At 63.5% G+C, this 21,930-nt stretch carries 22 protein-coding genes and 1 pseudogene; 11 read left to right on the top strand and 12 right to left on the bottom strand.

What is annotated here, in order from left to right; genetic code table 11:
- Positions 1-49: 49 nt before the first annotated feature.
- Entirely contained in the window at positions 50-667 is a 618-nt protein-coding gene (gene thrH / locus DBO85_RS15140; RefSeq protein WP_108108091.1) for a bifunctional phosphoserine phosphatase/homoserine phosphotransferase ThrH, read from the bottom strand.
- 206 nt (positions 668-873) lie between these two features.
- Here thrH and DBO85_RS15135 point away from each other — a divergent pair, with 206 nt between their 5' ends.
- Complete coding sequence (locus tag DBO85_RS15135; protein ID WP_108108090.1) at positions 874-1,608, top strand: phosphoadenylyl-sulfate reductase; 735 nt, start codon at positions 874-876, stop codon at positions 1,606-1,608.
- A 42-nt stretch (positions 1,609-1,650) separates the two neighbouring features.
- Here the strand turns inward: DBO85_RS15135 and cysB are convergent, their stop codons facing one another.
- The 3 genes from cysB to DBO85_RS15120 form a co-directional block, all read right to left on the bottom strand.
- Positions 1,651-2,625 (bottom strand): HTH-type transcriptional regulator CysB, encoded by a 975-nt coding sequence (gene cysB / locus DBO85_RS15130; protein ID WP_108108089.1) that lies wholly within the window; start codon positions 2,623-2,625, stop codon positions 1,651-1,653.
- 120 nt (positions 2,626-2,745) lie between these two features.
- Complete coding sequence (locus DBO85_RS15125) at positions 2,746-3,246, bottom strand: universal stress protein (RefSeq protein ID WP_108108088.1); 501 nt, start codon at positions 3,244-3,246, stop codon at positions 2,746-2,748.
- Between the two features lie 115 nt (positions 3,247-3,361).
- The gene (locus DBO85_RS15120; protein WP_108108087.1) at positions 3,362-4,318 is read right to left on the bottom strand and encodes a putative 2-dehydropantoate 2-reductase; all 957 of its coding nucleotides are present in this window, start codon (positions 4,316-4,318) and stop codon (positions 3,362-3,364) included.
- Between the two features lie 293 nt (positions 4,319-4,611).
- Between DBO85_RS15120 and DBO85_RS15115 the strand changes: the two genes are divergently transcribed.
- Positions 4,612-5,688 carry a 3-deoxy-7-phosphoheptulonate synthase gene (locus DBO85_RS15115; protein WP_108108086.1) on the top strand — a complete coding sequence of 359 codons (1,077 nt, stop codon included), beginning with the start codon at positions 4,612-4,614 and terminating at the stop codon, positions 5,686-5,688.
- Between the two features lie 62 nt (positions 5,689-5,750).
- On the opposite strand, the gene DBO85_RS15110 is transcribed toward DBO85_RS15115, so the two are convergent.
- Positions 5,751-6,026 carry a GNAT family N-acetyltransferase gene (locus DBO85_RS15110; protein ID WP_108108085.1) on the bottom strand — a complete coding sequence of 92 codons (276 nt, stop codon included), beginning with the start codon at positions 6,024-6,026 and terminating at the stop codon, positions 5,751-5,753.
- Between the two features lie 100 nt (positions 6,027-6,126).
- Positions 6,127-7,506 (bottom strand): GntP family permease, encoded by a 1,380-nt coding sequence (locus DBO85_RS15105; protein ID WP_108108084.1) that lies wholly within the window; start codon positions 7,504-7,506, stop codon positions 6,127-6,129.
- Positions 7,507-7,794: 288 nt separating this feature from the next.
- On the opposite strand from DBO85_RS15105, the gene oprI reads away from it, so the two are divergent.
- On the top strand, positions 7,795-8,046 hold the full coding sequence (gene oprI / locus DBO85_RS15100) for an outer membrane lipoprotei OprI (protein WP_003448337.1): 252 nt from the start codon (positions 7,795-7,797) through the stop codon (positions 8,044-8,046).
- A 138-nt stretch (positions 8,047-8,184) separates the two neighbouring features.
- Here the strand turns inward: oprI and DBO85_RS15095 are convergent, their stop codons facing one another.
- From DBO85_RS15095 to DBO85_RS15085, 3 genes are all read right to left on the bottom strand, one after another.
- A complete protein-coding gene (locus DBO85_RS15095; RefSeq protein ID WP_108108083.1) occupies positions 8,185-9,147 on the bottom strand; it encodes a L,D-transpeptidase family protein in 963 nt (320 codons plus the stop codon).
- Between the two features lie 68 nt (positions 9,148-9,215).
- A complete protein-coding gene (locus tag DBO85_RS15090) occupies positions 9,216-9,497 on the bottom strand; it encodes a hypothetical protein (protein ID WP_108108082.1) in 282 nt (93 codons plus the stop codon).
- A gap of 55 nt (positions 9,498-9,552) precedes the next feature.
- A complete protein-coding gene (locus DBO85_RS15085) occupies positions 9,553-10,158 on the bottom strand; it encodes an arylesterase (protein ID WP_108108375.1) in 606 nt (201 codons plus the stop codon).
- A gap of 10 nt (positions 10,159-10,168) precedes the next feature.
- Here DBO85_RS15085 and DBO85_RS15080 point away from each other — a divergent pair, with 10 nt between their 5' ends.
- From DBO85_RS15080 to DBO85_RS15060, 5 genes are all read left to right on the top strand, one after another.
- Positions 10,169-10,855, top strand: coding sequence for an ABC transporter ATP-binding protein (locus DBO85_RS15080; protein WP_108108081.1), 687 nt, complete (start codon positions 10,169-10,171; stop codon positions 10,853-10,855).
- Positions 10,852-13,356 carry an ABC transporter permease gene (locus tag DBO85_RS15075; protein ID WP_108108080.1) on the top strand — a complete coding sequence of 835 codons (2,505 nt, stop codon included), beginning with the start codon at positions 10,852-10,854 and terminating at the stop codon, positions 13,354-13,356. Before DBO85_RS15080 ends, DBO85_RS15075 begins: the two co-directional genes overlap by 4 nt.
- 21 nt (positions 13,357-13,377) lie before the next feature.
- A complete protein-coding gene (greB, locus tag DBO85_RS15070; RefSeq protein ID WP_108108079.1) occupies positions 13,378-13,875 on the top strand; it encodes a transcription elongation factor GreB in 498 nt (165 codons plus the stop codon).
- A 308-nt stretch (positions 13,876-14,183) separates the two neighbouring features.
- Positions 14,184-15,122, top strand: a complete 939-nt coding sequence (locus DBO85_RS15065; protein ID WP_108108078.1) for a triacylglycerol lipase — start codon at positions 14,184-14,186, stop codon at positions 15,120-15,122.
- 61 nt (positions 15,123-15,183) lie between these two features.
- A complete protein-coding gene (locus tag DBO85_RS15060; protein WP_108108077.1) occupies positions 15,184-16,206 on the top strand; it encodes a lipase secretion chaperone in 1,023 nt (340 codons plus the stop codon).
- Position 16,207: 1 nt separating this feature from the next.
- Here DBO85_RS15060 and DBO85_RS15055 read toward each other — a convergent pair whose 3' ends face one another.
- Entirely contained in the window at positions 16,208-17,602 is a 1,395-nt protein-coding gene (locus DBO85_RS15055) for an MltF family protein (protein WP_108108076.1), read from the bottom strand.
- Between the two features lie 139 nt (positions 17,603-17,741).
- Between DBO85_RS15055 and DBO85_RS15050 the strand changes: the two genes are divergently transcribed.
- The 3 genes and pseudogenes from DBO85_RS15050 (at position 17,742) to DBO85_RS19755 (ending at position 20,164) form a co-directional block, all read left to right on the top strand.
- Entirely contained in the window at positions 17,742-18,563 is an 822-nt protein-coding gene (locus tag DBO85_RS15050; RefSeq protein ID WP_108108075.1) for a TatD family hydrolase, read from the top strand.
- A gap of 122 nt (positions 18,564-18,685) precedes the next feature.
- Positions 18,686-19,294 (top strand): annotated as a pseudogene (locus tag DBO85_RS19760) (HAMP domain-containing protein); the annotation flags it as partial.
- A gap of 321 nt (positions 19,295-19,615) precedes the next feature.
- Entirely contained in the window at positions 19,616-20,164 is a 549-nt protein-coding gene (locus tag DBO85_RS19755; protein ID WP_407681480.1) for a methyl-accepting chemotaxis protein, read from the top strand.
- Between the two features lie 100 nt (positions 20,165-20,264).
- Here DBO85_RS19755 and DBO85_RS15040 read toward each other — a convergent pair whose 3' ends face one another.
- Together DBO85_RS15040 and DBO85_RS15035 are read right to left on the bottom strand one after the other, a co-directional pair.
- Entirely contained in the window at positions 20,265-21,059 is a 795-nt protein-coding gene (locus tag DBO85_RS15040; RefSeq protein WP_108108073.1) for an acyl-CoA thioesterase, read from the bottom strand.
- 105 nt (positions 21,060-21,164) lie between these two features.
- Entirely contained in the window at positions 21,165-21,929 is a 765-nt protein-coding gene (locus tag DBO85_RS15035) for a CHAD domain-containing protein (protein ID WP_108108072.1), read from the bottom strand.
- Position 21,930 lies beyond the last annotated feature (1 nt).

Here is a 21,930-nt window from a genome sequence, read left to right as displayed (position 1 = left end):
AGGCCCGTCACGAAGACGGGCCATTCTGTGCTCGCAACAACCTGCTGACTCAGAGGGTCAGCTTGCGATTCGACGCCTTGATGAACTCCTGCTTGAGATCGGCGAAGGTGTGTACCGCAGGGAACTGCGGAAACTCGCGAATCACGTTCTCCGGAGCATGGAACAGAATGCCGGCATGCGCCTCGCCAAGCATGGTGGTGTCGTTATACGAATCCCCTGCGGCGATGACGCGGTAATACAGACTCTTTAGTGCAACCACCGACTGACGCTTGGGGTCCTTCTGGCGCAGTTGATAGTCGACGACCCGATCGTTCTCGTCAGTGATAAGCCGATGGCAGAGCAAGGTCGGAAAGCCCAGCTGACGCATCAGCGGCTGGGAAAACTCGTAGAAGGTGTCGGACAGGATCACCACCTGGAACCGCTCGCGCAGCCAGTCGACGAATTCCACTGCGCCGTCGAGCGGCTTCAGCGTGCCAATGACTTCCTGGATATCGCCCAGCTTCAGGCCATGCTCATCGAGAATGCGCAGACGCTGCTTCATCAGCACGTCGTAATCCGGGATGTCCCGGGTGGTCGCACGCAGCGATTCGATACCGGTCTTCTCGGCGAAGGCGATCCAGATTTCAGGGACGAGGACCCCTTCAAGGTCGAGACAGGCGATTTCCACGAATGCACTCCAGCGTGATCAGAAATGAGAGCCGGCACTCTAGCGACTCGTCCGCTGCCGTGCAATCCGAGGCACCGCTCTGCAATGCCCTTATAAGGAAAGCGGATAACCATATGGAAAATTCGTAGCTGGTTGCATAAGTGGCTTTTGTTAACATCCGCGCCTCCAGAGCGCTTCAAGCGCCGCCCATGATTGGAAGCCAGCCGATGAGCCAGATGCCCGACCTCGCCGAACTCGCCCAGACCTACGCGAGCAAATCTCCGCAGGAAATCCTCAAGCTCGCCTTCGAGCGCTTTGGCGATGACCTGTGGATCTCTTTCAGCGGCGCCGAGGACGTGGTTCTGCTCGACATGGCCTGGAAGCTGAACAAGAACGTGCGCGTGTTCAGTCTCGATACCGGCCGCCTGCATCCGGAAACCTACCGTTTCATCGATCAGGTTCGCGAGCACTACGGCATCGGCATCGAGATTCTTTCGCCGGATTCGCGCCTGCTTGAACCGATGGTCAAGGACAAGGGGCTGTTCAGCTTCTATCGCGACGGCCACGGCGAGTGCTGCGGGATTCGCAAGATCGAACCGCTGCGCCGCAAACTTTCCGACGTAAGCGCCTGGGCGACCGGCCAGCGCCGTGACCAGAGCCCCGGCACGCGCAGCCATGTACCGGTGATCGAAGCAGACACCGCCTTCTCCACTGCCGCGCGCACGCTGTACAAATTCAACCCTTTGGCGCAGATGGGCAGCGAAGAGGTGTGGGGTTACATCCGCATGCTCGAGCTGCCCTACAACAGCCTGCACGAGCGCGGCTTCATCAGCATCGGTTGCGAGCCCTGCACGCGCCCGGTGCTGCCGAACCAGCACGAGCGCGAAGGCCGCTGGTGGTGGGAAGAAGCGACGCAGAAGGAGTGCGGCCTGCACGCCGGCAACCTGATCGCCAAGCAGTAGATCTGCTACTGAGCGCGGGCGGGCTCAGTGCTCGCCCGCCGATCAGTAGGTTGGTAGCTCGACGTCGCGGAACAGCTCTTCAAGTTCCGCCTTGCCGTGGCATTGCACCGCCTTGGCCAGCATCTCTCGAGTGAGGTGCGGAGCGAAGCGCTCGATAAAGTCACACATGAAGCCGCGCATGAAGGTGCCACGCCGAAAACCGATCTTGGTCACGCTTGCCTCGAACAAGCCACTGGCGTCCAAAGCCACCAGATCGCTGTCAAGTCGCGCATCCACTGCCATCTTGGCGACGATGCCGACACCCAACCCGAGCCGCACATAGGTCTTGATGACGTCCGCGTCTGCGGCGGTGAACACTACCTTGGGCTCCAGGCCGAGCTGCCCGAAGGCCTCATCGAGCTTGGAGCGGCCGGTGAATCCGAAGACGTAGGTAACCAGCGGATACTCGGCCAGCGCCTCAAGAGTCAGCTTCGGCAAGCGGGTCAGCGGATGCCCCTGTGGCACCACCACGCAACGGTTCCAGCGATAGCAGGGCATCATCACCAGATCACCGAACAGTTCCAGCGCTTCGGTGGCGATGGCGAAATCCACGGTTCCGTCGGCAGCCATCTCGGCAATCTGCATCGGTGTGCCTTGATGCATGTGCAGCGAGACATCCGGGTACTGCTTGATGAAGCCGCTGATTACCGAGGGCAATGCATAGCGAGCCTGGGTGTGGGTGGTAGCAATGGACAGGTTGCCCTTCTTCTCGTTGGAGAACTCCTGGGCAATCTGCTTGATGCTCTCGACCTTGCGCAGGATTTCCCCGGCAGTGCTGATGATCCGCTCCCCCGCTGGCGTGACACGCGTCAGGTGTTTGCCACTACGGGCGAATACCTCGACCCCGAGTTCATCCTCGAGCAAACGAATCTGCTTACTGATACCAGGCTGCGATGTGTACAGGCTCTGAGCGGTCGCCGAGACGTTGAGATCGTGATGGGCGACTTCCCATATGTAGCGCAGTTGCTGCAGTTTCATACGAGATTCTCTGGGGAAATGACGGTGTCACAAAGCCGGGGTGGGCTGCACCAATAGTAGCCTCTCGCCATAGTAGAGGGCAGCTTTATTCCTGATTTGTAGGTTACTCGCCATAGAACGTCAAAAATCGGCTCGTGCCCGATGTTGCAGCATAGGCACCAGATACACCGGCACCTCGGAAAGCTGAATCAGTCGTGCCGAGGTACGCCCGAGTGGCGTGTCGATACCCGCACCGTGACTGTGACTGCCAATCACCAGGAGATCGACGCCCAGCCGATGCGCATGATCAAGGATCACTCGCGGAGGATCACCCTGCTCCACCAACACCGACTGGATCAGCTCAGCCTCCAGCGCCGCCTCCCCAAGCTCCTCGCGAAAGCCCTCCAACACGCGCTCCTCGATGCTCGACATCACCGTTTTGAGGCCGTCGCGACGCATCTTCTCCAACGTTGCATCGTCCAGATAGGTCTGCAGCACCGACTCTGCGAACAGACCCAAAGGCTCCACTGCGTGCACCACATGCAGTTCGGCACCGAAGGAGCGTGCCAACGACAAGCCGTGCTGCAGCACGTACGACGCATACAGCCCCAGATCGGTCGCATAGAGAATTGAACGAATCATCCGGCCTCCTCGACTGCCTGGCGCGGCAGGCCTGAACGAAAGCGTAGCAGTGCTTTAGCGCACTGCTCGCTCCGCTGATACACCCCACACACTCGGCCAGGCGTACATCACGGCCTCAGCCGGCATTGCGTGCGTCAAGAAAAGCCAGCGCCTGATGGAGCATGCGCAATCGCGGCAGGTCCTTGCCATTGGCCAGGGCAGCAGCCAGAGGTTCGGCGTAGATCGCGTGAAGTTCCATCGGGCGTTGCTCACGATAGTCGTGATACATGCTGGGCAGGTAATCCTGCATGTGCTGAGTGGCGACGAGCATCTTGCCTGCCAGCCCCTCCGGCAATGCATGCCCGCAGGCGGCGGCACCTTCCACGACTTCGTTCATCATTGCCTCGATTAGCGCCCTGCTGCCGGCGTCCGCCATCAAGCCCTTGGTTCCGCTATTGAGCAAAACCGAAAGGCCGTTGTACGGCATGTTCCAGACCAGCTTCTGCCAACGCGCCTGATCCAGATTGTCCATGGCGGTCGAGCCGACACCTGCGGCACGGAACAACCCAACGCCCTCCTCCACCACCGCCTTGCGCGCAGCGGCATCAGCCGCAGGTCCGGAATGGTAGGCAACGTTCACCGCACCCTGCGCCTCGTGCTCGACGACCCCCGGGGCCTGGCGATGAACGCAGATGAAACACAAGCCTCCGAGCAGATGCAGCGTATCCGGCAGCAAAGGCCGCAGCGCGTCCTCCACACCCAGGCCATTCTGCATTAGCAGCACCTTGGCGCCAGGCGCAGCGGCCTGTGCGATCAACGGAGCCAGGTCGACATTGCTGGTGGTCTTGGCGCCCACCAGCAGCCAGTCACAGGCGGGCATCCGGGCGACGTCACGATAGGCCTGCACCGGCTGCAGCTTCAACGGACCGTGCACGGCGCTATTGACCTGCAGACCATCGCGCACCACTGCGTCATATTCGCTACGCAGGAGAAAATGCACATCGAAACCGGCACGCGCCAGCATCACTCCGTAAAACCCACCTATCGCGCCGGTACCGATGATTCCGATACGCGGACCTTGTGCCTGGGACATCGGCAACACTCCTGTAGCAGGCGACCGCAGCCGCCGTGAGAGAGACACCAGCGCGACATGCATGCAGCTGCATGGGCTGGCCTGGTTGGTTGTTATAACGCGACGACACGGGCACGACACTGTCCAGGCAAGCCAAACCACTGGCACCGGCCACACAGTGAAGAAATTCCCCGTTCGGGGCTGCTCTGGGCATTGTCCTGTCCGACGCTACAGGATAAGGTTCTGGCCTCTTTTTCGCGCGTGATCGCCGGCGCTTCCGCCGCTGGCCGCCCCAGAACATGACGAGTAGCACGATGGCCGATTTACCGCTCAACGACCTCAACATCGCCTCCAACGAAGCGCTCATTACTCCCGATCAGCTGAAGCTCGAGATGCCGCTGAGCGAGGCGGCGCAGCGTACCGTTTCCCATGGTCGCGATGTGGTCCGCAACATTCTTGATGGCAAGGATCACCGCCTGTTCGTGGTGATCGGTCCCTGCTCCATCCATGACATCAAGGCCGCCCACGAGTATGCCGAACGCCTGAAAGTGCTCGCAGCGGAGGTGTCCGACAGCCTGTTCCTGGTCATGCGCGTGTACTTCGAAAAGCCACGTACAACGGTTGGCTGGAAGGGACTGATCAACGATCCGTATCTGGATGACTCGTTCAAGATCCAGGACGGCCTGCACATCGGTCGCAAACTGCTGCTGGATCTGGCCGAGATGGGCCTGCCGACCGCCACCGAGGCGCTCGATCCGATTTCTCCGCAGTATCTGCAGGATCTGATCAGCTGGTCCGCTATCGGAGCGCGTACTACCGAATCGCAGACACACCGCGAGATGGCCTCCGGCCTGTCCTCCGCGGTGGGCTTCAAGAATGGCACCGACGGCGGACTGACTGTGGCGATCAACGCGCTGCAATCGGTATCCAGCCCGCACCGCTTCCTCGGCATCAACTCCAAGGGCGCCGTATCCATCGTCACCACCAAGGGCAATGCCTACGGCCACGTCGTGTTGCGCGGCGGCAACGGCAAGCCAAACTACGACTCGGTCAGCGTCGCGGTGTGCGAGCAGGAGCTCAAGAAGGGCGGCATTCGCCCCAACATCATGATCGACTGCAGCCACGCCAACTCGAACAAGGATCCGGCATTGCAGCCGCTGGTGATGGAGAACGTCGCCAATCAGATCCTCGAGGGCAACCAGTCCATCGTCGGCCTGATGGTTGAAAGCCATCTCGGCTGGGGTAACCAGTCGATTCCAAAGAATCTCTGCGATCTGCAATACGGGGTATCGATCACCGATGCCTGCATCGACTGGCAGACGACCGAGCAGGCCGTTCGCTCCATGCACGCCAAGCTCAAGGATGTGCTGCCGGGGCGTTCCCGCGACTGACTCCAGCCGACAAATGAAAAGCCGGAGCATTGCTCCGGCTTTTTTGTCTCTGGCGTTCGCCCTCAGTGCTCGGTCTGTCCGCGACGCTCGAGGTAGCGCTCGACATAGGAGCAAGAGGGAATCACCGAATAGCCGCTGCTTTCGGCATAGCTCAGCGCACCTTCCACCAGAGCAGCGGCAATACCTCTGCCACGCAGGTTGTCCGGTACGAAGGTACGATAGAAGTCCAGCGTCTTCTTGCCCAGGTCCATGTAGGCCAGGTAGGCCCGACCACCATCCAGCACCACTTCGAAGCGGTGCGCGTCCGGGTCGTGCTGAACCTTCAGTAAGTCATTCATCGCCAGTCCTCTGCATGTGCCGAGCGGGGCTGCGAGCATTCCCGCTCGGGAAAGCTAGGGACCAGCCAGCCGCAGCGCGCGACTGGCCAGACCGGAAAAGCTAGCTCAAGACGCTCAGTACGCCAATGCAGATCAGGCAGGTGATCACCGGTACCAGTACGGTGATGATGAAAATGTCCTTGTACGCCTGCTTGTGCGTCAGACCCATGATCATCAGTGTGGCGATCACGGCGCCGCAATGCGGCAACGAGTCCAGACCGCCAGCAGCGATATTGGATATCCGGTGGAGGATTTCCGGCTCGACGCCCATCTCGAGATACTTCGGCGCCAGCGTCTGCATGAATATCTGCAGGCCGCCGGAGGAGGAGCCGACGATGCCGGACACCACGCTAACCGAGGCGAATACCGACAGCAGCGGCGGCATGTCGACACTGATGATCCACTGTGCGAAATGGCCGAAACCTGCAGTCTGAGTCACCACGCCGCCGAACCCGATTACCGCCGCAGTATTCAGCAGCGGCATGATCGAATCATCGGCGCCCTGTCCGAGGATACGCAGCGTATTACGCCGTAGCGTCGGGAACAGCAGGATCGCGACCGCAGTGGCTATCATCAGTGCCAGGCTCGGCCAGAGGATGGGCTGCTGCTGACTGAAGGCGACGATCTGTCCAAGACTGCCCTCGCCCACAGTAACCAGGCCGCTGAGCGTAAGCAGGCGCGGCGACATGATGATGCCCAGCACCACCAGGATCGGCACGATGGCCATGCCCCAGTGCGGGCCGACGCCCGGTGCTCCAGCCATTTCTTCCATGCGCAGGTCCTGGGCATTGGGCACAAAACCCTCGCCAGTGACCCGGGCCAGGCGCCATTCCCGCTCGACGTACCACATGCCCATCGCGATCATCAGCAGCGAAGCGAGGATACCGATCCAGGCCCCCGCGAACAGATCCGTACCCAGCGCGGAGGCCGCGATGACGTTATGAATAGAAGGCGTGCCCGGCAGCGCCGTCATGGTGAAGGTGCCAGCACCCAACGAGGTCGCTGCACACCAGATCCGCTTCGGCAGGTTTGCCTCGCGCATCAGCGTGATACCCAGCGGATACATGGTGAAGACCACCACGAAAACGACCACCCCGCCATAGGTCAGCAGAGCGCAGACCAGCATACCTATCCACAAGGTACGCTTGGTCCCCAGGCTCTGCGTGATCGCCAGCGCGATACTGCGGGCGGCCTGGCTGGTCGCCATGACCTTGCCGAAGATCGCACCGCACAGGAACAGGATGAAGAACTTTCCGGCGAAGGTGAATGCACCCAGCGGACCGAACGGGAAGTACTCGAGGAACGCCTTTGGCAGCAACAGGCCGTTGGTCAAGGCAACTACCAGAGAGCACACCAGCGCAGCGATGAAGATGTTCACCCCGCGCAAGGCCATGAAGATGAGCAACGCCAGGCCGGCGAGCAGCCCAAAATTTCCAAGCATGTTAGACCTCTGCCTTATTGTTTTTTGCGCAACTTAACGCACTTGGACGGTTGCTGTCAGGCCCCCTGACAGCACCGCCATCCGCACCCTAGACGCTCGCACCGGGAAAAACCGCACATTTTTTTCTGCGCCCCCCAAAAGCTGTACAGAAATCATCCAACAGATAAAAAAAAGCACCGCTCTTGCGCCGCCTCCGTTTACTTACTAAAAGTAATGAGTAGTATGTAGGCCGGCTAATTTCTCTTATTGGGAAATTGCTTTATGGAAGTCCACCTTAAGGGGAAAACGATGAACAACGTTCTGAAATTCTCTGCTCTGGCCCTGGCAGCTGTCCTGGCTACCGGTTGCAGCAGCGTATCCAAAGAAACCGAAGCACGTCTGACTGCAACTGAAGATGCAGCCGCTCGCGCTCAAGCTCGTGCCGACGAAGCCTACCGCAAGGCTGACGAGGCTCTGGCTGCTGCTCAGAAAGCTCAGCAGACTGCCGACGAAGCCAACGAGCGTGCCCTGCGCATGCTGGAAAAGGCTAGCCGCAAGTAATAGCCCTAGGGCTATGAAAAAAGCCGACCCTTGGGTCGGCTTTTTTTATGTCAGTTCCACTTCAAAAAAACTATTCGTGCGTCTGGCGTGCCCAGACAGAATGCATGCACCTTCAACCTGGGCTGGGACCACGCCCCATTACTGGGGCAGCGCTTCCGCGGCGATAAGTGCCTCATCCAACGGAACCGCGATCTCGATAGGCAGACCATCCTCTGCAGCGACTATTTCGCGCACCACTTCCCAATCCAGACGTAGTTCGTTGATCAGGCCTTCCTGCTTGATTAGGGCATTGATTACCGCAGCATGCTTGTCCACGACAGAAGCCTCACCCTCATCCACCAAGGGCGCGTGGGCTTCCAGATAGACCCGCCCGCCACTGACGCCGAACTTGTACGGCTCATTGATAATGCGCACCGAAGTACCCACCGGCGCCATCGAAGCCAGCTGCAGAACATTGTGATTTAGCATGCGGAAACAGCCATGACTTACCCGCATACCGATACCAAACTTCTTGTTCGAGCCATGAATCAGATATCCCGGAACGCCCAGAGTCATCTTGAACGGCCCCAGCGGATTGTCCGGGCCAGGCGGCACTACTGTAGGCAAGGGATCGCCGTCCGCGGCATGCTCCTCGCGAATCGATTTGGGCGGATACCAGGCCGGGTTGGGCGTCTTCGCCGTAATACGCGTATTCGCGATAGGCGAATCCCAGCCCTCACGCCCGATACCCAGGGGAAAGGTATGAACGACGTTCTGCCCCTTGGGGAAATAGTAGAGGCGATATTCGGCGAGGTTGATGACGATGCCCTCGCGCGGACCCGGCGGCAGAATGTAGCGGGTCGGCAGAATGATCTCGGTTCCCTCTCCCGGCAACCAGGGGTCAACACCGGGATTCGCGGCGACCATCTCCAGATAACCCAGATCGTTGGCGGTCCCCAGGTCGGCGAAGGTGTCTTCATAACGAGCCGCGATGACCTGGATCTGGCCGACGATATCCTCCCCCGGGGGAGGCAGAGGCAGCTCGAGCGCGGACACCGAGCCAGCCGAGACGGCAGCAGACAGTGCCAGGGAACGAGCGACGAGCGAGGCGCGCGACAACATCCTGAGGGTTCCTTGAAAGGGTTCTTGAGAGCGTGAATTGTACACGCGGGCCAAGCGATCCGGGAGTCTCAGCGTGGTGACCATTCACCACGCTGACCGCGACGATGGGCTGTCAGCGCGTCCCTGCAGGCAGCACAGAGCCGGCGGTCCCGAAGTTTCTCCCGCTCCACGCTCTGCCAGCGAGGCTGTGCGGGCAGCAGGCTGCCACACAGGGTGCGATCAGCCTCCCCGGAAAGCTCCAGCTGACGGGCAACCAGGTGCAGCCGCGCCTCCCTGCAGGCGAACAGGTCGAGCTGCTCGTCGGGAACGATCATCTGGAAGGCATGCAGGGACCAGGCGTGACGCGTCATCGGCAACTCCGCAACGGAGGCGAACAGTAGCGCAAAGGCCCTCCAGCCGGAAGTATCAGAGCAATGGCGCGAGGAACGGCCAGACGTTTTCCAGCAACTGCGGCTGAGCCTGCAGCGTCGGGTGAATGCCGTCCGACTGCATCATCCCCGGCACGCCTGCCACGCCTTCGAGGAAGAACGGCACCAGAACCACCTGCTTCTCCTCGGCCAGTTGCGGATACACCTGGGCGAACGCCTCGGTGTAGCGGCGACCATAGTTGGGTGGAATCTGCATTCCCAGAAGAAGCACTTTAGCGCCGCTGCCAGTGGAGAGATCAATCATCGCCGCAAGATTATGTTGCAATTGACGGGGGTGCTGGCCACGCAGGCCATCGTTGCCTCCCAGCTCGATAATCACCAGTTCAGGGGCATGTTCCTTGAGCAGTCGCGGCAGGCGCGAGAGCCCGCCGGAACTGGTGTCTCCGCTGATCGACGCGTTCACCAGCGGCTGCTGGTAACCCCGCTCGCGCATGCGCTGTTCCAGCAATGCGACCCAGCCGCTGGCGGTATCCAGGCCAAAAGCGGCGCTGATACTATCGCCGACGACCAGAACAGGCGCGGCGGCCAGATGCTGAGCGCACAACATCAGGGCCAGAAGACTTCCGGCCAACCATCTACACATCGGATTCCCCATGAACGTCAGCATCCTGAGTGCGCGGAACCTTAGCAAAGTCGTCCCTAGCGCGGAAGGAGAGCTGCGGATTCTCGACAGCATCGAACTGGACGTGATGGCAGGCGACAGCCTGGCCATCATCGGCAGCTCCGGATCGGGCAAATCCACCCTGCTCGGCCTTCTGGCTGGCCTGGATCTGCCCAGCGAAGGCAGCGTTGAGCTCGCCGGGCAAATTCTTGAACGTCTCGACGAGGACCAGCGCGCTCGCGTGCGTGCGGAGCAGGTGGGCTTCGTCTTCCAGTCGTTCCAGTTGCTCGACAGCCTCAATGCACTGGAAAACGTCATGCTGCCACTGGAGCTCGAGGGCCACGCCAACGCCCGCGAGCGCGCCACCGAGCTGCTCGGCCGAGTAGGCTTGGGCGAACGCCTGAGCCATTCACCCCGCCAACTCTCCGGCGGAGAACAGCAGCGCGTGGCAATCGCTCGCGCATTCGCTGCCGACCCGAAAATCATGTTTGCTGACGAACCGACCGGCAATCTCGACAGCCATACCGGCGAGCACATCTGCGACCTGCTTTTTGAACTCAACCGCGAGCGCGGCACCACGCTGATCCTGGTCACCCATGACCCGCGGCTGGCCGCACGTTGCCAGCGCCAGATCCGTCTGGACGCCGGTCGCATCGTAGGCGCGGCGGAGCCAGCATGACCAACCTGCCCTTCACCCGCCTGCTGCGCCTGGCAGCGCGTCAGCTGATGCGCGAATCGCACGCTGGAGAGCTGCGGGTACTGTTCTTCGCACTGCTGGTTGCGGTGACGGCCAGCAGCGCGATCGGCTACTTCAGCGCCCGTCTCAATGGCGCCATGCTGCTGCGCGCCACCGAGTTCCTCGGCGCCGACCTGCAGCTGAGCGGCAGTCTGAGCCCTGCTCCGCAGCAGATCGACAGCGGTCTGAAGTTTGGGCTTACCCACGCCAGAGTGGTCGAGTTTTCCAGCGTCATAGCGACCGACCAGGACATCCAGCTCGCCGCGGTCAAGGCCGCCGACAGCCGCTATCCCCTGCGCGGCAATCTGCGTAGCGCAAGCGCGCCCTACCTGGCCGACGAGGTCTCGCAAGGACCCCGGCCGGGCGAGGCTTGGGCGGAGGCCCGTCTTTTCGCTGCGCTGAGCCTGGCCCCGGGGGACGAGATAGAGGTAGGTGACAAGCGCCTGCGACTCACCCGCGTCCTTACCCACGAACCGGATCGCGCGGGCGACTTTTACAGCTTCAATCCACGCGTGCTGATGCACCTCGACGACCTTGCCGAAACCGGCGTGATCCAGCCCGGCAGCCGAGTGCGCTATCGCGATCTGTGGAGTGGCTCGACGGATGCGCTGGCGCGCTACCGTCAGGAGGTCGAGGCCGATCTCAAGCCGCAGCAGAAGCTGGAAGACGCACGCGGCGGCAACCGCCAGATTGGCGGAGCGCTGGGCCGCGCCGAGCGCTATCTGAATCTGGCCAGCCTTGCCGCGATCCTGCTGTGTGGTGTCGCCGTGGCGCTGTCCGCCACACGCTTTGCCGTGCGCCGTTACGACGCCAGTGCGCTGCTGCGCTGCCTGGGCCTTTCCCGCCGTCAGGCGCTGGGCTTCTACTGCCTGCAGCTTGCCCTGCTCGGACTCTTGGCCAGCTCCCTCGGCGCACTCCTCGGCTGGTTCGGTCAGCATGTCCTGTTCATGCTGCTCGGCGATCTGTTGCCCGCTGACGTTCCCGGCGCAGGCGCATTGCCGGCCCTGGCCGGGATCGCCACCGGCCTGGTGGCACTGGCCGGCTTTGCCCTGCCGCCACTCGCCGCCCTTGGCCGGGTTCCACCACTGCGCGTACTGCGCAGCGACGCGCTGCCGGTCCCTCCCAGTAGCTGGCTGATATATGGCACGGCCCTGCTCGCGCTAGGCCTGATCATGTGGCGCCTCAGCCTTGATCTTGGGCTGACCCTGTCACTGCTGGGCGGCGGCCTGGTCGCCACTCTGCTGCTGGGCGGGCTGATGCTGCAGCTCCTGCGTGGCGCCAGGCGCCTGCTGGAGAATGCGTCGCTGTCCTGGCGTCTGGGCGTCGGCCAGTTGTTGCGTCATCCACTCGCTGCCGCCGGACAGGCACTGGCCTTCGGTCTGATCCTGATGTCCATGGCCCTGGTAGCCCTGCTCCGCGGAGAGCTTCTCGACAACTGGCAGGCCCAGCTGCCGGAGAACTCGCCCAACCATTTCGCCCTGAATGTACTGCCGGCGGAAAAGGAGGCTTTTGCCGCCCGCGTCGCCGCCCTTTCCAGCGAGACGCCAACCCTCTATCCGGTAACTCCCGGCCGCCTGATGGAAATCAACGCTGTCCCGGTACGCCGCGCCGTAACCAAGGAAGAAGGTGGCGACAACGCGCTGCGCCGCGACCTGAGCCTGACCTGGTCGGCCGAGCTGCCCGAGGGCAATCGCCTGACGGCCGGGCAATGGTGGCAGCCGCTGCAACCTGGCGAGCTGCCGGGCGTGTCGGTAGAAGCGGAGTTGGCGGCGCGTCTGGACCTGAAGTTGGGCGATCGCCTGACCTTCAACGTCGGCGGCCTGGAGCGCGATGTGCAGATTCGCAGCCTGCGCAGCGTCGAGTGGGACAGTTTCAAGCCCAACTTCTTCATGATCTTCGAGCCCGGCACGCTGGAAGATCTGCCTGCCACCTACCTGACCAGCTTCTACCTGCCGCCCGACAGCGAACGCGAGTTGGTAGCGCTGTCGCGAAGCTTTCCCAGTGCCACCCTGCTGCAGGTCGAAGCGATACTGGCGCAATTGCGGGCGATCCTGGCGCAGGTGACGCTGGCCGTGGAATACGTGTTGCTGTTCGTCCTCGCCGCAGGACTCTGCGTACTGTTTGCCGGCCTGCAGGCGACGCTGGACGAACGCCTGCGCCAGGGTGCACTGCTCCGCGCCCTGGGTGCGCGGCGCTCACTGCTGCTCAATGCGCGGCGCGCCGAGTTTGCCGTGCTCGGCGCCGCCAGCGGGCTGCTCGCCGCGCTGGGCTGCGAGTTGGTCAGCTACCTGCTCTACCGGCAGGTTTTCGATCTGGTCTGGGCTCCGCATCCCTGGCTGCTGCTGCTGCCGGTTTTCGGCGCTGCGCTGATCGTGTTCGCCGGCACCCTGGGTACACGCAAGGCGCTCAGCGCCAGCCCGCTGAGCCTGCTGCGCAGCGCCTGACCTCCAGACGGGACAATCACCTTGAGTCGCTACCGCCCTCCCCGCACCGCAGGCACCGCACTGATCACCGCAGAGGGAGAGGCGCGTCTGCGCGCCGAACTGCACGAGCTCTGGCATGTGCGCAGACCGCAAGTGACCCAGGCGGTGAGCGAGGCGGCGGCGCTGGGTGATCGCTCGGAAAACGCCGAGTACATCTATGGCAAGAAGATGCTGCGCGAGATCGATAGTCGCGTGCGCTTCCTTACCAAGCGTCTGGAAAGCCTCAAGGTGGTCGCGCAGCGCCCCAGCGATCCGAACAAGGTGTACTTCGGCGCCTGGGTAACCCTGGAAGATGAACAGGGCGAGCAGACGCGCTACCGGATCGTCGGCCCGGACGAGCTGGACCTCAAGAGCGGGTTGATCAGCATCGACTCGCCACTGGCCCGGGCCCTGCTCGGCAAGTCGTTGGATGCAGAGGTAAGGGTGGCGACCCCCACCGGCGAACGCCTGTGGTACCTGATCGAGATCGACTACCGCTAAAGTCCGGGCAGCTTTTCGTGAACTATCGGTCATCTTTGGACTAACTCGTCATTTCGACGAACTTCGCTACCGTTTCTCGCATTTTTACCGCACAGCAGCTCTCAACTGCGTTTCCAGGCGTAACGCCAAGCGTCCGCCCTGCTCTTCTCTTTGGCTGCCTGGATCACCCGCATCCGCATGCTAGAGCCTTTGCTCTATCCCGCCGCAAAGTGGCATGAATCCTGCGCTTCGCCACCGGCTGCAGTACCCGACCGAGGAAGGTCCGGCAGCCGGAAACGGATTGCACAACTCATCCACGAGAGCTCTCAATGAACAACAAGAAAACCATGCTCGCCCTCTGCCTTGGTGCCGGTCTTGCGCTCAGTAGCGCTGCCCAGGCGTCGCTTTTTTCCAGCAACTACACCAAGACCAAATATCCCGTGGTGCTGACCCACGGCATGCTCGGTTTCGACAGCATCCTCGGCATCGACTACTGGTTCGGCATTCCCCAGGCGCTGCGCCGGGATGGCGCCACCGTCTACATCACCCAGGTCAGCCAGCTGAACACCTCCGAAACCCGCGGCGAGGAGTTGCTCGAGCAGGTCGAGGAAATCGTTGCCATCAGTGGCAAGGGCAAGGTCAATCTGATCGGCCACAGTCACGGCGGCCCGACCATTCGCTATGTCGCCGCCGTGCGCCCGGATCTGATCGCCTCCGTGACCAGCGTGGGTGCGCCGCACAAGGGCTCGGACGCCGCCGACTTCCTGCGCCAGGTCCCGCCGGGCTCTGCCGGTGAAGCGCTGCTGGCCGGCATCGTCAACGGCATGGGCGCGCTGATTCACTTCCTTTCCGGCAGCCCGAGCACCAACCCGCAGAACTCCCTCGGTTCGCTCGAGTCGCTCAACAGCGAAGGCGCTGCGCGCTTCAATGCCAAGTATCCGCAGGGCCTTCCCACCACCGCCTGCGGCGAAGGCGCCTACAGCGTCAACGGCGTGCGCTACTACTCCTGGAGTGGCACCAGTCCTCTGACCAACCTGCTCGACCCCAGCGATGCACTGATGGGCGCTTCCTCGCTGACCTTCTCCGGCCCGAACGACGGCCTGGTCGGCCGCTGCAGCTCGCGTCTGGGCATGGTCATCCGCGACAACTACCGGATGAACCACCTCGACGAGGTCAACCAGACCTTCGGCCTCACCAGCCTGTTCGAGACCGACCCGGTCAGCGTCTATCGCCAGCAGGCCAACCGCTTGAAGAACGCCGGTCTCTGACCGACAGCGCCGGGGTCGTAAGGCCCCGGCATTCACCCTGCACACGCACCGGGCCCATCCGTTGAAAAAGTTGCTCTTCCTCGTTCCGCTGTTCTTCATTTCCAGCCTTGCGCTGGTGCTCTACTGGCAGCCGCTGGACCCACCGGCACCGACCCGCAACGCAAGTTTGCCGTCGCCCACATCGGCGCCTGCTGCGACGCCGCGCAACGCAGTGTCCGTGACAGCCGACGCAGCGCCGCAGAACGCACGCAACAGCCTTCCCGGCTCTTTGCGTGGCACTGCAATCGACGGCGCATTTCTTCTGGATGAGGCAGGCAACCTGGTCATCAACCAGGACATTCGCCGCCTCTTCGACTACTTCCTCAGCACCATCGGCGAGGAACCCTACAAGCGCAGCATTGCACGCCTGCAGCAGTACATCGGCGAACAGCTGCAGGAACCCGCGCGCAGTCAGGCGCTGGCGCTGCTGGCACAGTATCTGGAGTACAAGCGCGAGCTGGTGCAACTGGAGCGCGACCTGCCACAGCGTGCGGATCTTGCGCTGCTGCGCCAGCGCGACGCCGCGGTACGGGCGCTGCGCGCTCGCCTCTTCAGCGCCGAGGCCCATAGCGCCTTCTTCGCTGACGAGGAGGCCCTGGGCCGCTTCAGCCTGGAACGCCTGGCGATCCTGCATGACCGCAGCCTGGACGATGCCGCCAAGGCCCGGGCTATAGACCAGCTGCGGGCACAGATGCCGGAAGCCACCAGCGAACAGATGGCCGCCCAGATGCAGATCGAGCTGCGCAGCCAGACCCAGGCGCTGCAGGAGCGCGGCGCGTCCGCCGAAGAAATTCGCAGCCTGCGCCTGCAACTGGTAGGCGGCGAGGCGACCCGTCGTCTGGAGCAGCTCGACGCGCAGCGCAGCGACTGGCAGAAGCGACTTGGCGACTACCGGCAGGCGCGCAGCAGGATCGAACAGAACCAGGGCCTGAGTGCCGGCGACAAGGCCACCGCCATCGAGCAGCTGGAACGCGAGAGCTTCTCCGACGGCGAGCGCCTGCGTCTGGACGCAGCGCTGGAAGTGGCCGCCGCGCGGGAGCGCTGAGTCAGCGCGGCAGGTAGTCGCGCTCGCGGCGGTAGATCAGGTAGTACTTGTTCACCGCATTGACGTAGTTGCCGCCGCGCAGCCCCATCTGCTCCAGCGCAATGCGCTCAACACTGAAGAACCAACGGTCGGCGTCCAGGCCCCGACGGCGAGCCTCGTCGCGCATCTGCTGAACCCTCTGCGGCCCCATGTTGTAGGCCGCCAGGACAAAGGCCCGGCGTTCACGCTCGGCGATGCTCGGGCTGGCAAAGTGCCGGTCCCGCAGGCGCGCCAGATAGCGCGAAGCCGCCCGCACATTGCTGTCCACGCCCGCCGGATCGCTGACGCCAACGGCGCGTGCGGTCGCCGGCGTGATCTGCATCAGGCCGCTGGCTCCGCCCGAACCCCGTGCATTGGGATTGAGCGTGGACTCCTTGAAGGCCAGTGCGGCGAGCAACGACCAGTCCAGCTCCTGCTCCACAGCGTGCCGCTGCAGCACTGGACCGACCCGCTGCAGACGCGTCAGCTCGACACGCCCGAGCGGGTTCTGCAGACGATAGGTGCTGCGGTAAAGGCGCCGCAGTTCGGCGTCCGCCTGGGGCGAGGTCGATTGCTGGTGAAGGAAGCCATTGACCCTGGCCAGGAGGTTCGGCGCATCACGCCGCACGTACCAGGCAAGATCGGCGTCCTTGGCCAGGACCATGTGCCGGTCGACGCGCAAGCGTGAGTAGACCCCCGCCCAACGCTGGGCGATCGGTAGTTCGACCACCGTCAGCGGCACCACACCGCTGTGCACCAGTTCGAGCACGTCTTCCACCGCCAGGCTGGCATCCATCAGCTCGTAATCGAGTGGTTCAAGGCCGCGCGCGCGCAGATCGCGATTCAGCTGCTGCAGTGCCGGTACCGCCGCACTGCCTGCCGGCAAGGCGAACACGCGTCCGGAGAGGTCCTGCAGACGGGTGTAACGCCGATTGCCCTGACGCGCGACCACCACCAGCGGCACATCGCTGGCAATCGGTGTACTGGCGCTAAGCAACGGCCCGGCAGGCGCATCGAAGAGTTCTCCCGAGGCCACCAGGTCGCCCCGTCCCTGGCGCAGGGCTTCGAGCAGCTGATCCTTGGGCACCGGCACCATCTGCAGTCGAATCGCTGCAGCGCCGGGACGCTCGTTGAGTGCCCGCTCGAAGGCTCGCAGGCGCTGCAGCTCCAGGCCGATGACCGCACCGCGCACTTCGCCCGAGCTGTGCCTGCTCTGATTGAGCAGCACCCGCAGTACGCCGCTCTCGCGAATTTGCGCCAGATCACGCTGTCCCTGCGCTGGCGGCTGCTCCTTCTTGAGCGACACATCGGGCGCAGCCAGTCGTGCCTGGACCGACAGGGGCAGCAACAGCAACAGCAGCAATAGCGCTCGCAGCATCCGGACTCTCGACGGGACGGCGCAACGGCCGCCCTTGCGAAAAAATGGCTGCCGAGGTTCGCACAGTCGCGCCACAGGCACCAGCGGCATGCCAGGGCGAACCGGCGCTGCTATCCTGCCGCGCTCGCAGGAGAGTCCCATGCAACTGATCGATATCGGCGTCAATCTCACCCACGCAAGCTTCGCCAACCAGCTCGAGGCGGTCATCGCCCGTGCGCATGCCGCCGGGGTCTGCCAACTGCTGGTGACCGGCACCAGCCTGAACGGCAGCGAGCAGGGCATCGAGCTCTGTCGCCAACTGGACGCCAGTGGCCAGCGGCTGTTCGCCACCGCCGGGGTCCACCCGCATGATGCGCGCGAGTGGAATGGCGACAGTGCCTCCGCGCTGAAGGCGTTGCTCAGCGACGCCAGGGTGCGGGCTGTCGGCGAATGCGGCCTGGACTTCAACCGCGACTTCTCGCCACGTCCGCAGCAGGAGCGCGCGTTGGAAGCCCAGCTGACACTGGCCGCCGAGCTGCAGCTGCCGGTCTTTCTTCACGAACGCGATGCCAGCCAACGTCTGCTGGAAATCCTCCGTGACTACCGCGACCGTCTGCCGGCGGCCGTGGTGCACTGCTTCACTGGTGAGCGCCGCAGCCTCTATGGTTACCTGGACATGGACCTGCACATCGGCATCACCGGCTGGATCTGCGACGAGCGCCGCGGCACCCATCTGCACGAGCTGGTTGGCGAAATCCCCCGAGGGCGCCTGATGCTCGAAAGTGACGCCCCCTACCTGCTGCCGCGAACGCTGCGCCCTCGCCCGCGGCACAACGAACCGGCTTTCCTTGGCGAAGTACTGCGCGAAGTCGCCCGCCACCGTGGCGAGACCGAGGAGCAGCTGGCGGCCCACAGCAGCGCCAGCGCCAGAGCCTTTTTCAATCTTCCGCAGGTGCTGGATAGCCCGTCGCAAAGCGCCTAAAGCTTCCGCCACAATGGCCGCTAAACTCTTCGCATGCGGTTGACGGGTATCAACGACAGGGCGTCGCGCTTTCGACAGAATGCGAACGCCATCACACTCAAGCAGACGGAAGTAACAACGAGATGAGCGTCCGCCTTCGCGACATTCCCCTCAAGTTCAAGTTCTGGGCCGTCAACGCGGTCGCCTTCTTTACCACGCTGCTGCTGGTTCTCTATGCGATGAACCTCGAGCGCGACGCACGCATCGAGCAGGCGCGCGCTGGCGCCATGCAGCAGGCCGAGCTGTTGCGCAGCTGGCCCGCGGGGCAGGCATTGCCCAGCCTGCCGCAGCAGTTGCTGTTCCGAAGCGGCGAGACACCGGCCTTGCCCGGTGGGCACGGTCCGCTGGTAGCACGAGCCAGTGGCTGGGTCGAGTTGCCCCACGCGGTGTTCTTCGGCAGCCAGCCACTGGTGGGCGCCCAGGTCATCGACGCGGGCGAGCAGCGCGTCGCCTTGCTGGTCAAGGGTCCGACCATCATGGACATCTTCCTCGACCGCGCACTCGCCTACGCAGTGGTCGTCGGCCTGCTGATGCTGGCCCTGCTGGCGGCCTCGCAGCTGCTGATCCGCTTCATCCTCACCCATCTGAATACCCTCAAGGACGTGATGCTCGCGGTCGAGAAAAGCGGTGACCTGTCCGCCCGGGTGCCGCTCGACTGCCGTGACGAAGTCGGCCAGATGGCGCACGCCTTCAATGCCATGCAGGCCGGCTACCAGCGTGTGGTCGGCGCCGTGGCGCAGGCCGCCACCCGCCTGGACGAAGGCACCAGCCGGCTGGCCCGGAGCATGGAACAGGTGCGTCAGGGCATGCTTGGCCAGCAGAGCGAGACCGACCAGGCCGCCACTGCGATCAACGAGATGACCGCCACCGTCCACCACATTGCCGAGCATGCGGGCGCTACCCGCGATCAGTCCAAGCAGGCCGATCATCTGGCTGGCGAAGGGCAGCAGGTGGTGGGCCGCGTCGAGCAATCGATCTCCGCGCTCTCCGTCGGCGTGCAGCAGACCGCGGAAATGATCCAGCAGCTCGCCGACGACAGCCAGAAGATCAGCAGCGTGGTCAGCGAAATCCATGGCATCGCCGAGCAGACCAACCTGCTTGCGCTGAACGCCGCCATTGAGGCAGCCCGCGCCGGCGAGATGGGGCGCGGCTTCGCCGTGGTCGCCGATGAGGTACGCAACCTGGCCAAGCGGGTGCAGGACTCCACCACCGAAATAACCAGCATGATCAGCGCCCTGCAATCGGGCAGTCGCGATGCGGTCGAATTCATGCAGGAAAGCTCGCTGCGCGCCGATGGCTGCGTGCAGCAAGCGGTCGAGGCCGGCACCGCGCTGGCGGCAATCACCCAGGCGGTGGCGCAGATGCGCGAGAGCAACACCCAGATCGCCGTTGCCGCCGAGCAGCAGAGCCAGGTTGCCGAGGAGATGAATCGCGCGGTGGTGAGCATCCGCGACGTCACCGAAAGTACCGTGCAGCAGACCATCGAATCAGCCGCCACCAGCGGCGAACTGGCAGCCCTGGCGGGCGAGCTGACCCGCGCCATACGTCAGCTCAGGCTCTGAGTAACGCGGCAATGAACCTGCGCTGATCGGCAGAAGGCGCGGGCAGCAAACGGCGGCGACCGGTTAAGCGCCTGGCGCCGCGGGCCGTGCCGTCAGGCGATCAGCCGAACACCGTCACCGTCTGCCGACTGAGCGCGATCAGCTCCCCGGCCGGGCTCCACAATCCCGCGGCAACGTGGCCATAGCCATCGCGCGCATGCTCGATCTCGGCGCGGTACAGACACCATTGGTCACTAGTGAGCGCCGGCAACGGCTGGACGAACTCGATGGTCCAGGTCAGCGAACTGCCCGGCGCAAACCCGCTCAGGTGCGGCAGCACCGCCGGCGGCCAGGCATCCACCAGGGCCAGAAGATGGGCTACCTCCAGCGGCTCACCGGCCGGCTCGTCAAAGCGTACCCAGCCCCCCAGATGGCGTGACTTGTTGTTGCTGAACGGCAGGCCGCCCTCGCCCCAGCACAGTGCCAGGTAACGAAGAAACTCCGGCATCAGTCCGGCGACGAAGACCCGCTCACCGCACTCGCTCTGGGGCTTCATCGCCGGCGCCGGCAGTGCCTGCACCTCGATCTGCGAGCTGCGCGAGGCGCCGAAGCTGCCCTGAATCAGGGTCACTACCTGGCCATCCTGAACAACCCGGCCAAGCACCTGGCTGACGGCCTTGCCCTCGCGCAGCACCTCAGCCTCGTAGCTGGCCGGACGATCCACCGCCAGCGGGCCGACAAAGGTGATCGCCAGAGAGCGCACGGGTCGCTCGGCCGGCACCTGGGCGCGCATCGCCTCGTAGGCCAGTGCCGCGACCAGCCCGCCGAATCCGGCACGCCCCTGGCCCCAGGTCGCCGGCACCGTCACCTGTGTCGGGTCGTCACGCACCGCCTGGATCAATTCGAGAAAAGTCATGAACACGCGCTTCCTTCAGATCAGGGCAGAGCGCGGATCTTAAACGCAGCCCGTGCTGCGGCGGTACGTCGCATGTCGAGCAGAATGTCCCAGGATCACTCGCCGCTATGCAGACAGCGCCCGACGCAGCGCTTCGAGAGCCTGGTCGGCCTGCCGCTCGGCCTTGACCAGTTCCACTTCCCAAGCGGCCTGCATCGGCGCCAGTTGGGGATCCGCAGCCAGGCGCAGCAGCCACTGCCAACGATCATGCCAGTCGCCCAGCGCTGATTGGGCAGCCTTGAGTTTGCCGCGCAAATCAGCGTGCATGCGCGACAGATCCGGGTAGGCCTCATCGGCGTAGCGCAAGCGCTTGATCAGCAGACGCAGGCGATGACGGTCGTGGGCCGGATCTGCCAGTGCATCGCACAACTTGCGTTGCTGCTTGCGCAGATAGCGTCGAATGCGTCGGTCCAGTCGAGCCAGCTCACCGGCGCGCTGCTGCTCGCGCAGGTTGTCTGGCCATTGGCCCAGCAACTGCTGCAGTCGCGCAAGTTCAGGCGCGACCAGCAACTGGGCGTATTTCTCGCGCAAATGCAGATCGTGAACCGCGAGCAGCTGCGCCTGACCACGCTTGCTCAGTTCGGCATGCAGCACCTCGGCGTCGCGCATGGGGCTACTGAGACGGCCAACAGCCTGCGCGGCGCGATCCAGTTCTGCCACCGACTCCAGCTTGCGCAGCGGCCGTAGCAGGCTGCGCAGACGCCGCAGCGCGATGCGCAGATCGTGCAGCGCCTCGCTATCGGTATCTGCGCGAAGGCGAGCCAGGCACGCCTGCAGTCGCACCTCCAGCCCCAGACCTGAAGCCACCAGACTGTCTACCCTGCTGCTCATA

Origin of the sequence: Pseudomonas mangrovi (assembly GCF_003052585.1) — a bacterium.
Lineage (GTDB): Bacteria > Pseudomonadota > Gammaproteobacteria > Pseudomonadales > Pseudomonadaceae > Aquipseudomonas > Aquipseudomonas mangrovi.
Note: the sequence above shows the minus strand (reverse complement) of the source record. Positions and strands in the feature narration are given on the sequence as shown.

Bases quoted from the DNA above. Each gene is read 5' to 3' on its own strand.
- DBO85_RS15135 (WP_108108090.1), top strand. From the start codon at position 874: ATGAGCCAGATGCCCGACCTCGCCGAACTCGCCCAGACCTACGCGAGC.
- cysB (WP_108108089.1), bottom strand. From the start codon at position 2,625: ATGAAACTGCAGCAACTGCGCTACATATGGGAAGTCGCCCATCACGAT.
- DBO85_RS15125 (WP_108108088.1), bottom strand. From the start codon at position 3,246: ATGATTCGTTCAATTCTCTATGCGACCGATCTGGGGCTGTATGCGTCG.
- DBO85_RS15120 (WP_108108087.1), bottom strand. From the start codon at position 4,318: ATGTCCCAGGCACAAGGTCCGCGTATCGGAATCATCGGTACCGGCGCG.
- DBO85_RS15115 (WP_108108086.1), top strand. From the start codon at position 4,612: ATGGCCGATTTACCGCTCAACGACCTCAACATCGCCTCCAACGAAGCG.
- DBO85_RS15110 (WP_108108085.1), bottom strand. From the start codon at position 6,026: ATGAATGACTTACTGAAGGTTCAGCACGACCCGGACGCGCACCGCTTC.
- DBO85_RS15105 (WP_108108084.1), bottom strand. From the start codon at position 7,506: ATGCTTGGAAATTTTGGGCTGCTCGCCGGCCTGGCGTTGCTCATCTTC.
- oprI (WP_003448337.1), top strand. From the start codon at position 7,795: ATGAACAACGTTCTGAAATTCTCTGCTCTGGCCCTGGCAGCTGTCCTG.
- DBO85_RS15095 (WP_108108083.1), bottom strand. From the start codon at position 9,147: ATGTTGTCGCGCGCCTCGCTCGTCGCTCGTTCCCTGGCACTGTCTGCT.
- DBO85_RS15090 (WP_108108082.1), bottom strand. From the start codon at position 9,497: ATGACGCGTCACGCCTGGTCCCTGCATGCCTTCCAGATGATCGTTCCC.
- DBO85_RS15085 (WP_108108375.1), bottom strand. From the start codon at position 10,158: ATGTGTAGATGGTTGGCCGGAAGTCTTCTGGCCCTGATGTTGTGCGCT.
- DBO85_RS15080 (WP_108108081.1), top strand. From the start codon at position 10,169: ATGAACGTCAGCATCCTGAGTGCGCGGAACCTTAGCAAAGTCGTCCCT.
- DBO85_RS15075 (WP_108108080.1), top strand. From the start codon at position 10,852: ATGACCAACCTGCCCTTCACCCGCCTGCTGCGCCTGGCAGCGCGTCAG.
- DBO85_RS15065 (WP_108108078.1), top strand. From the start codon at position 14,184: ATGAACAACAAGAAAACCATGCTCGCCCTCTGCCTTGGTGCCGGTCTT.
- DBO85_RS15055 (WP_108108076.1), bottom strand. From the start codon at position 17,602: ATGCTGCGAGCGCTATTGCTGCTGTTGCTGTTGCTGCCCCTGTCGGTC.
- DBO85_RS15050 (WP_108108075.1), top strand. From the start codon at position 17,742: ATGCAACTGATCGATATCGGCGTCAATCTCACCCACGCAAGCTTCGCC.
- DBO85_RS19755 (WP_407681480.1), top strand. From the start codon at position 19,616: ATGATCCAGCAGCTCGCCGACGACAGCCAGAAGATCAGCAGCGTGGTC.
- DBO85_RS15040 (WP_108108073.1), bottom strand. From the start codon at position 21,059: ATGACTTTTCTCGAATTGATCCAGGCGGTGCGTGACGACCCGACACAG.
- DBO85_RS15035 (WP_108108072.1), bottom strand. From the start codon at position 21,929: ATGAGCAGCAGGGTAGACAGTCTGGTGGCTTCAGGTCTGGGGCTGGAG.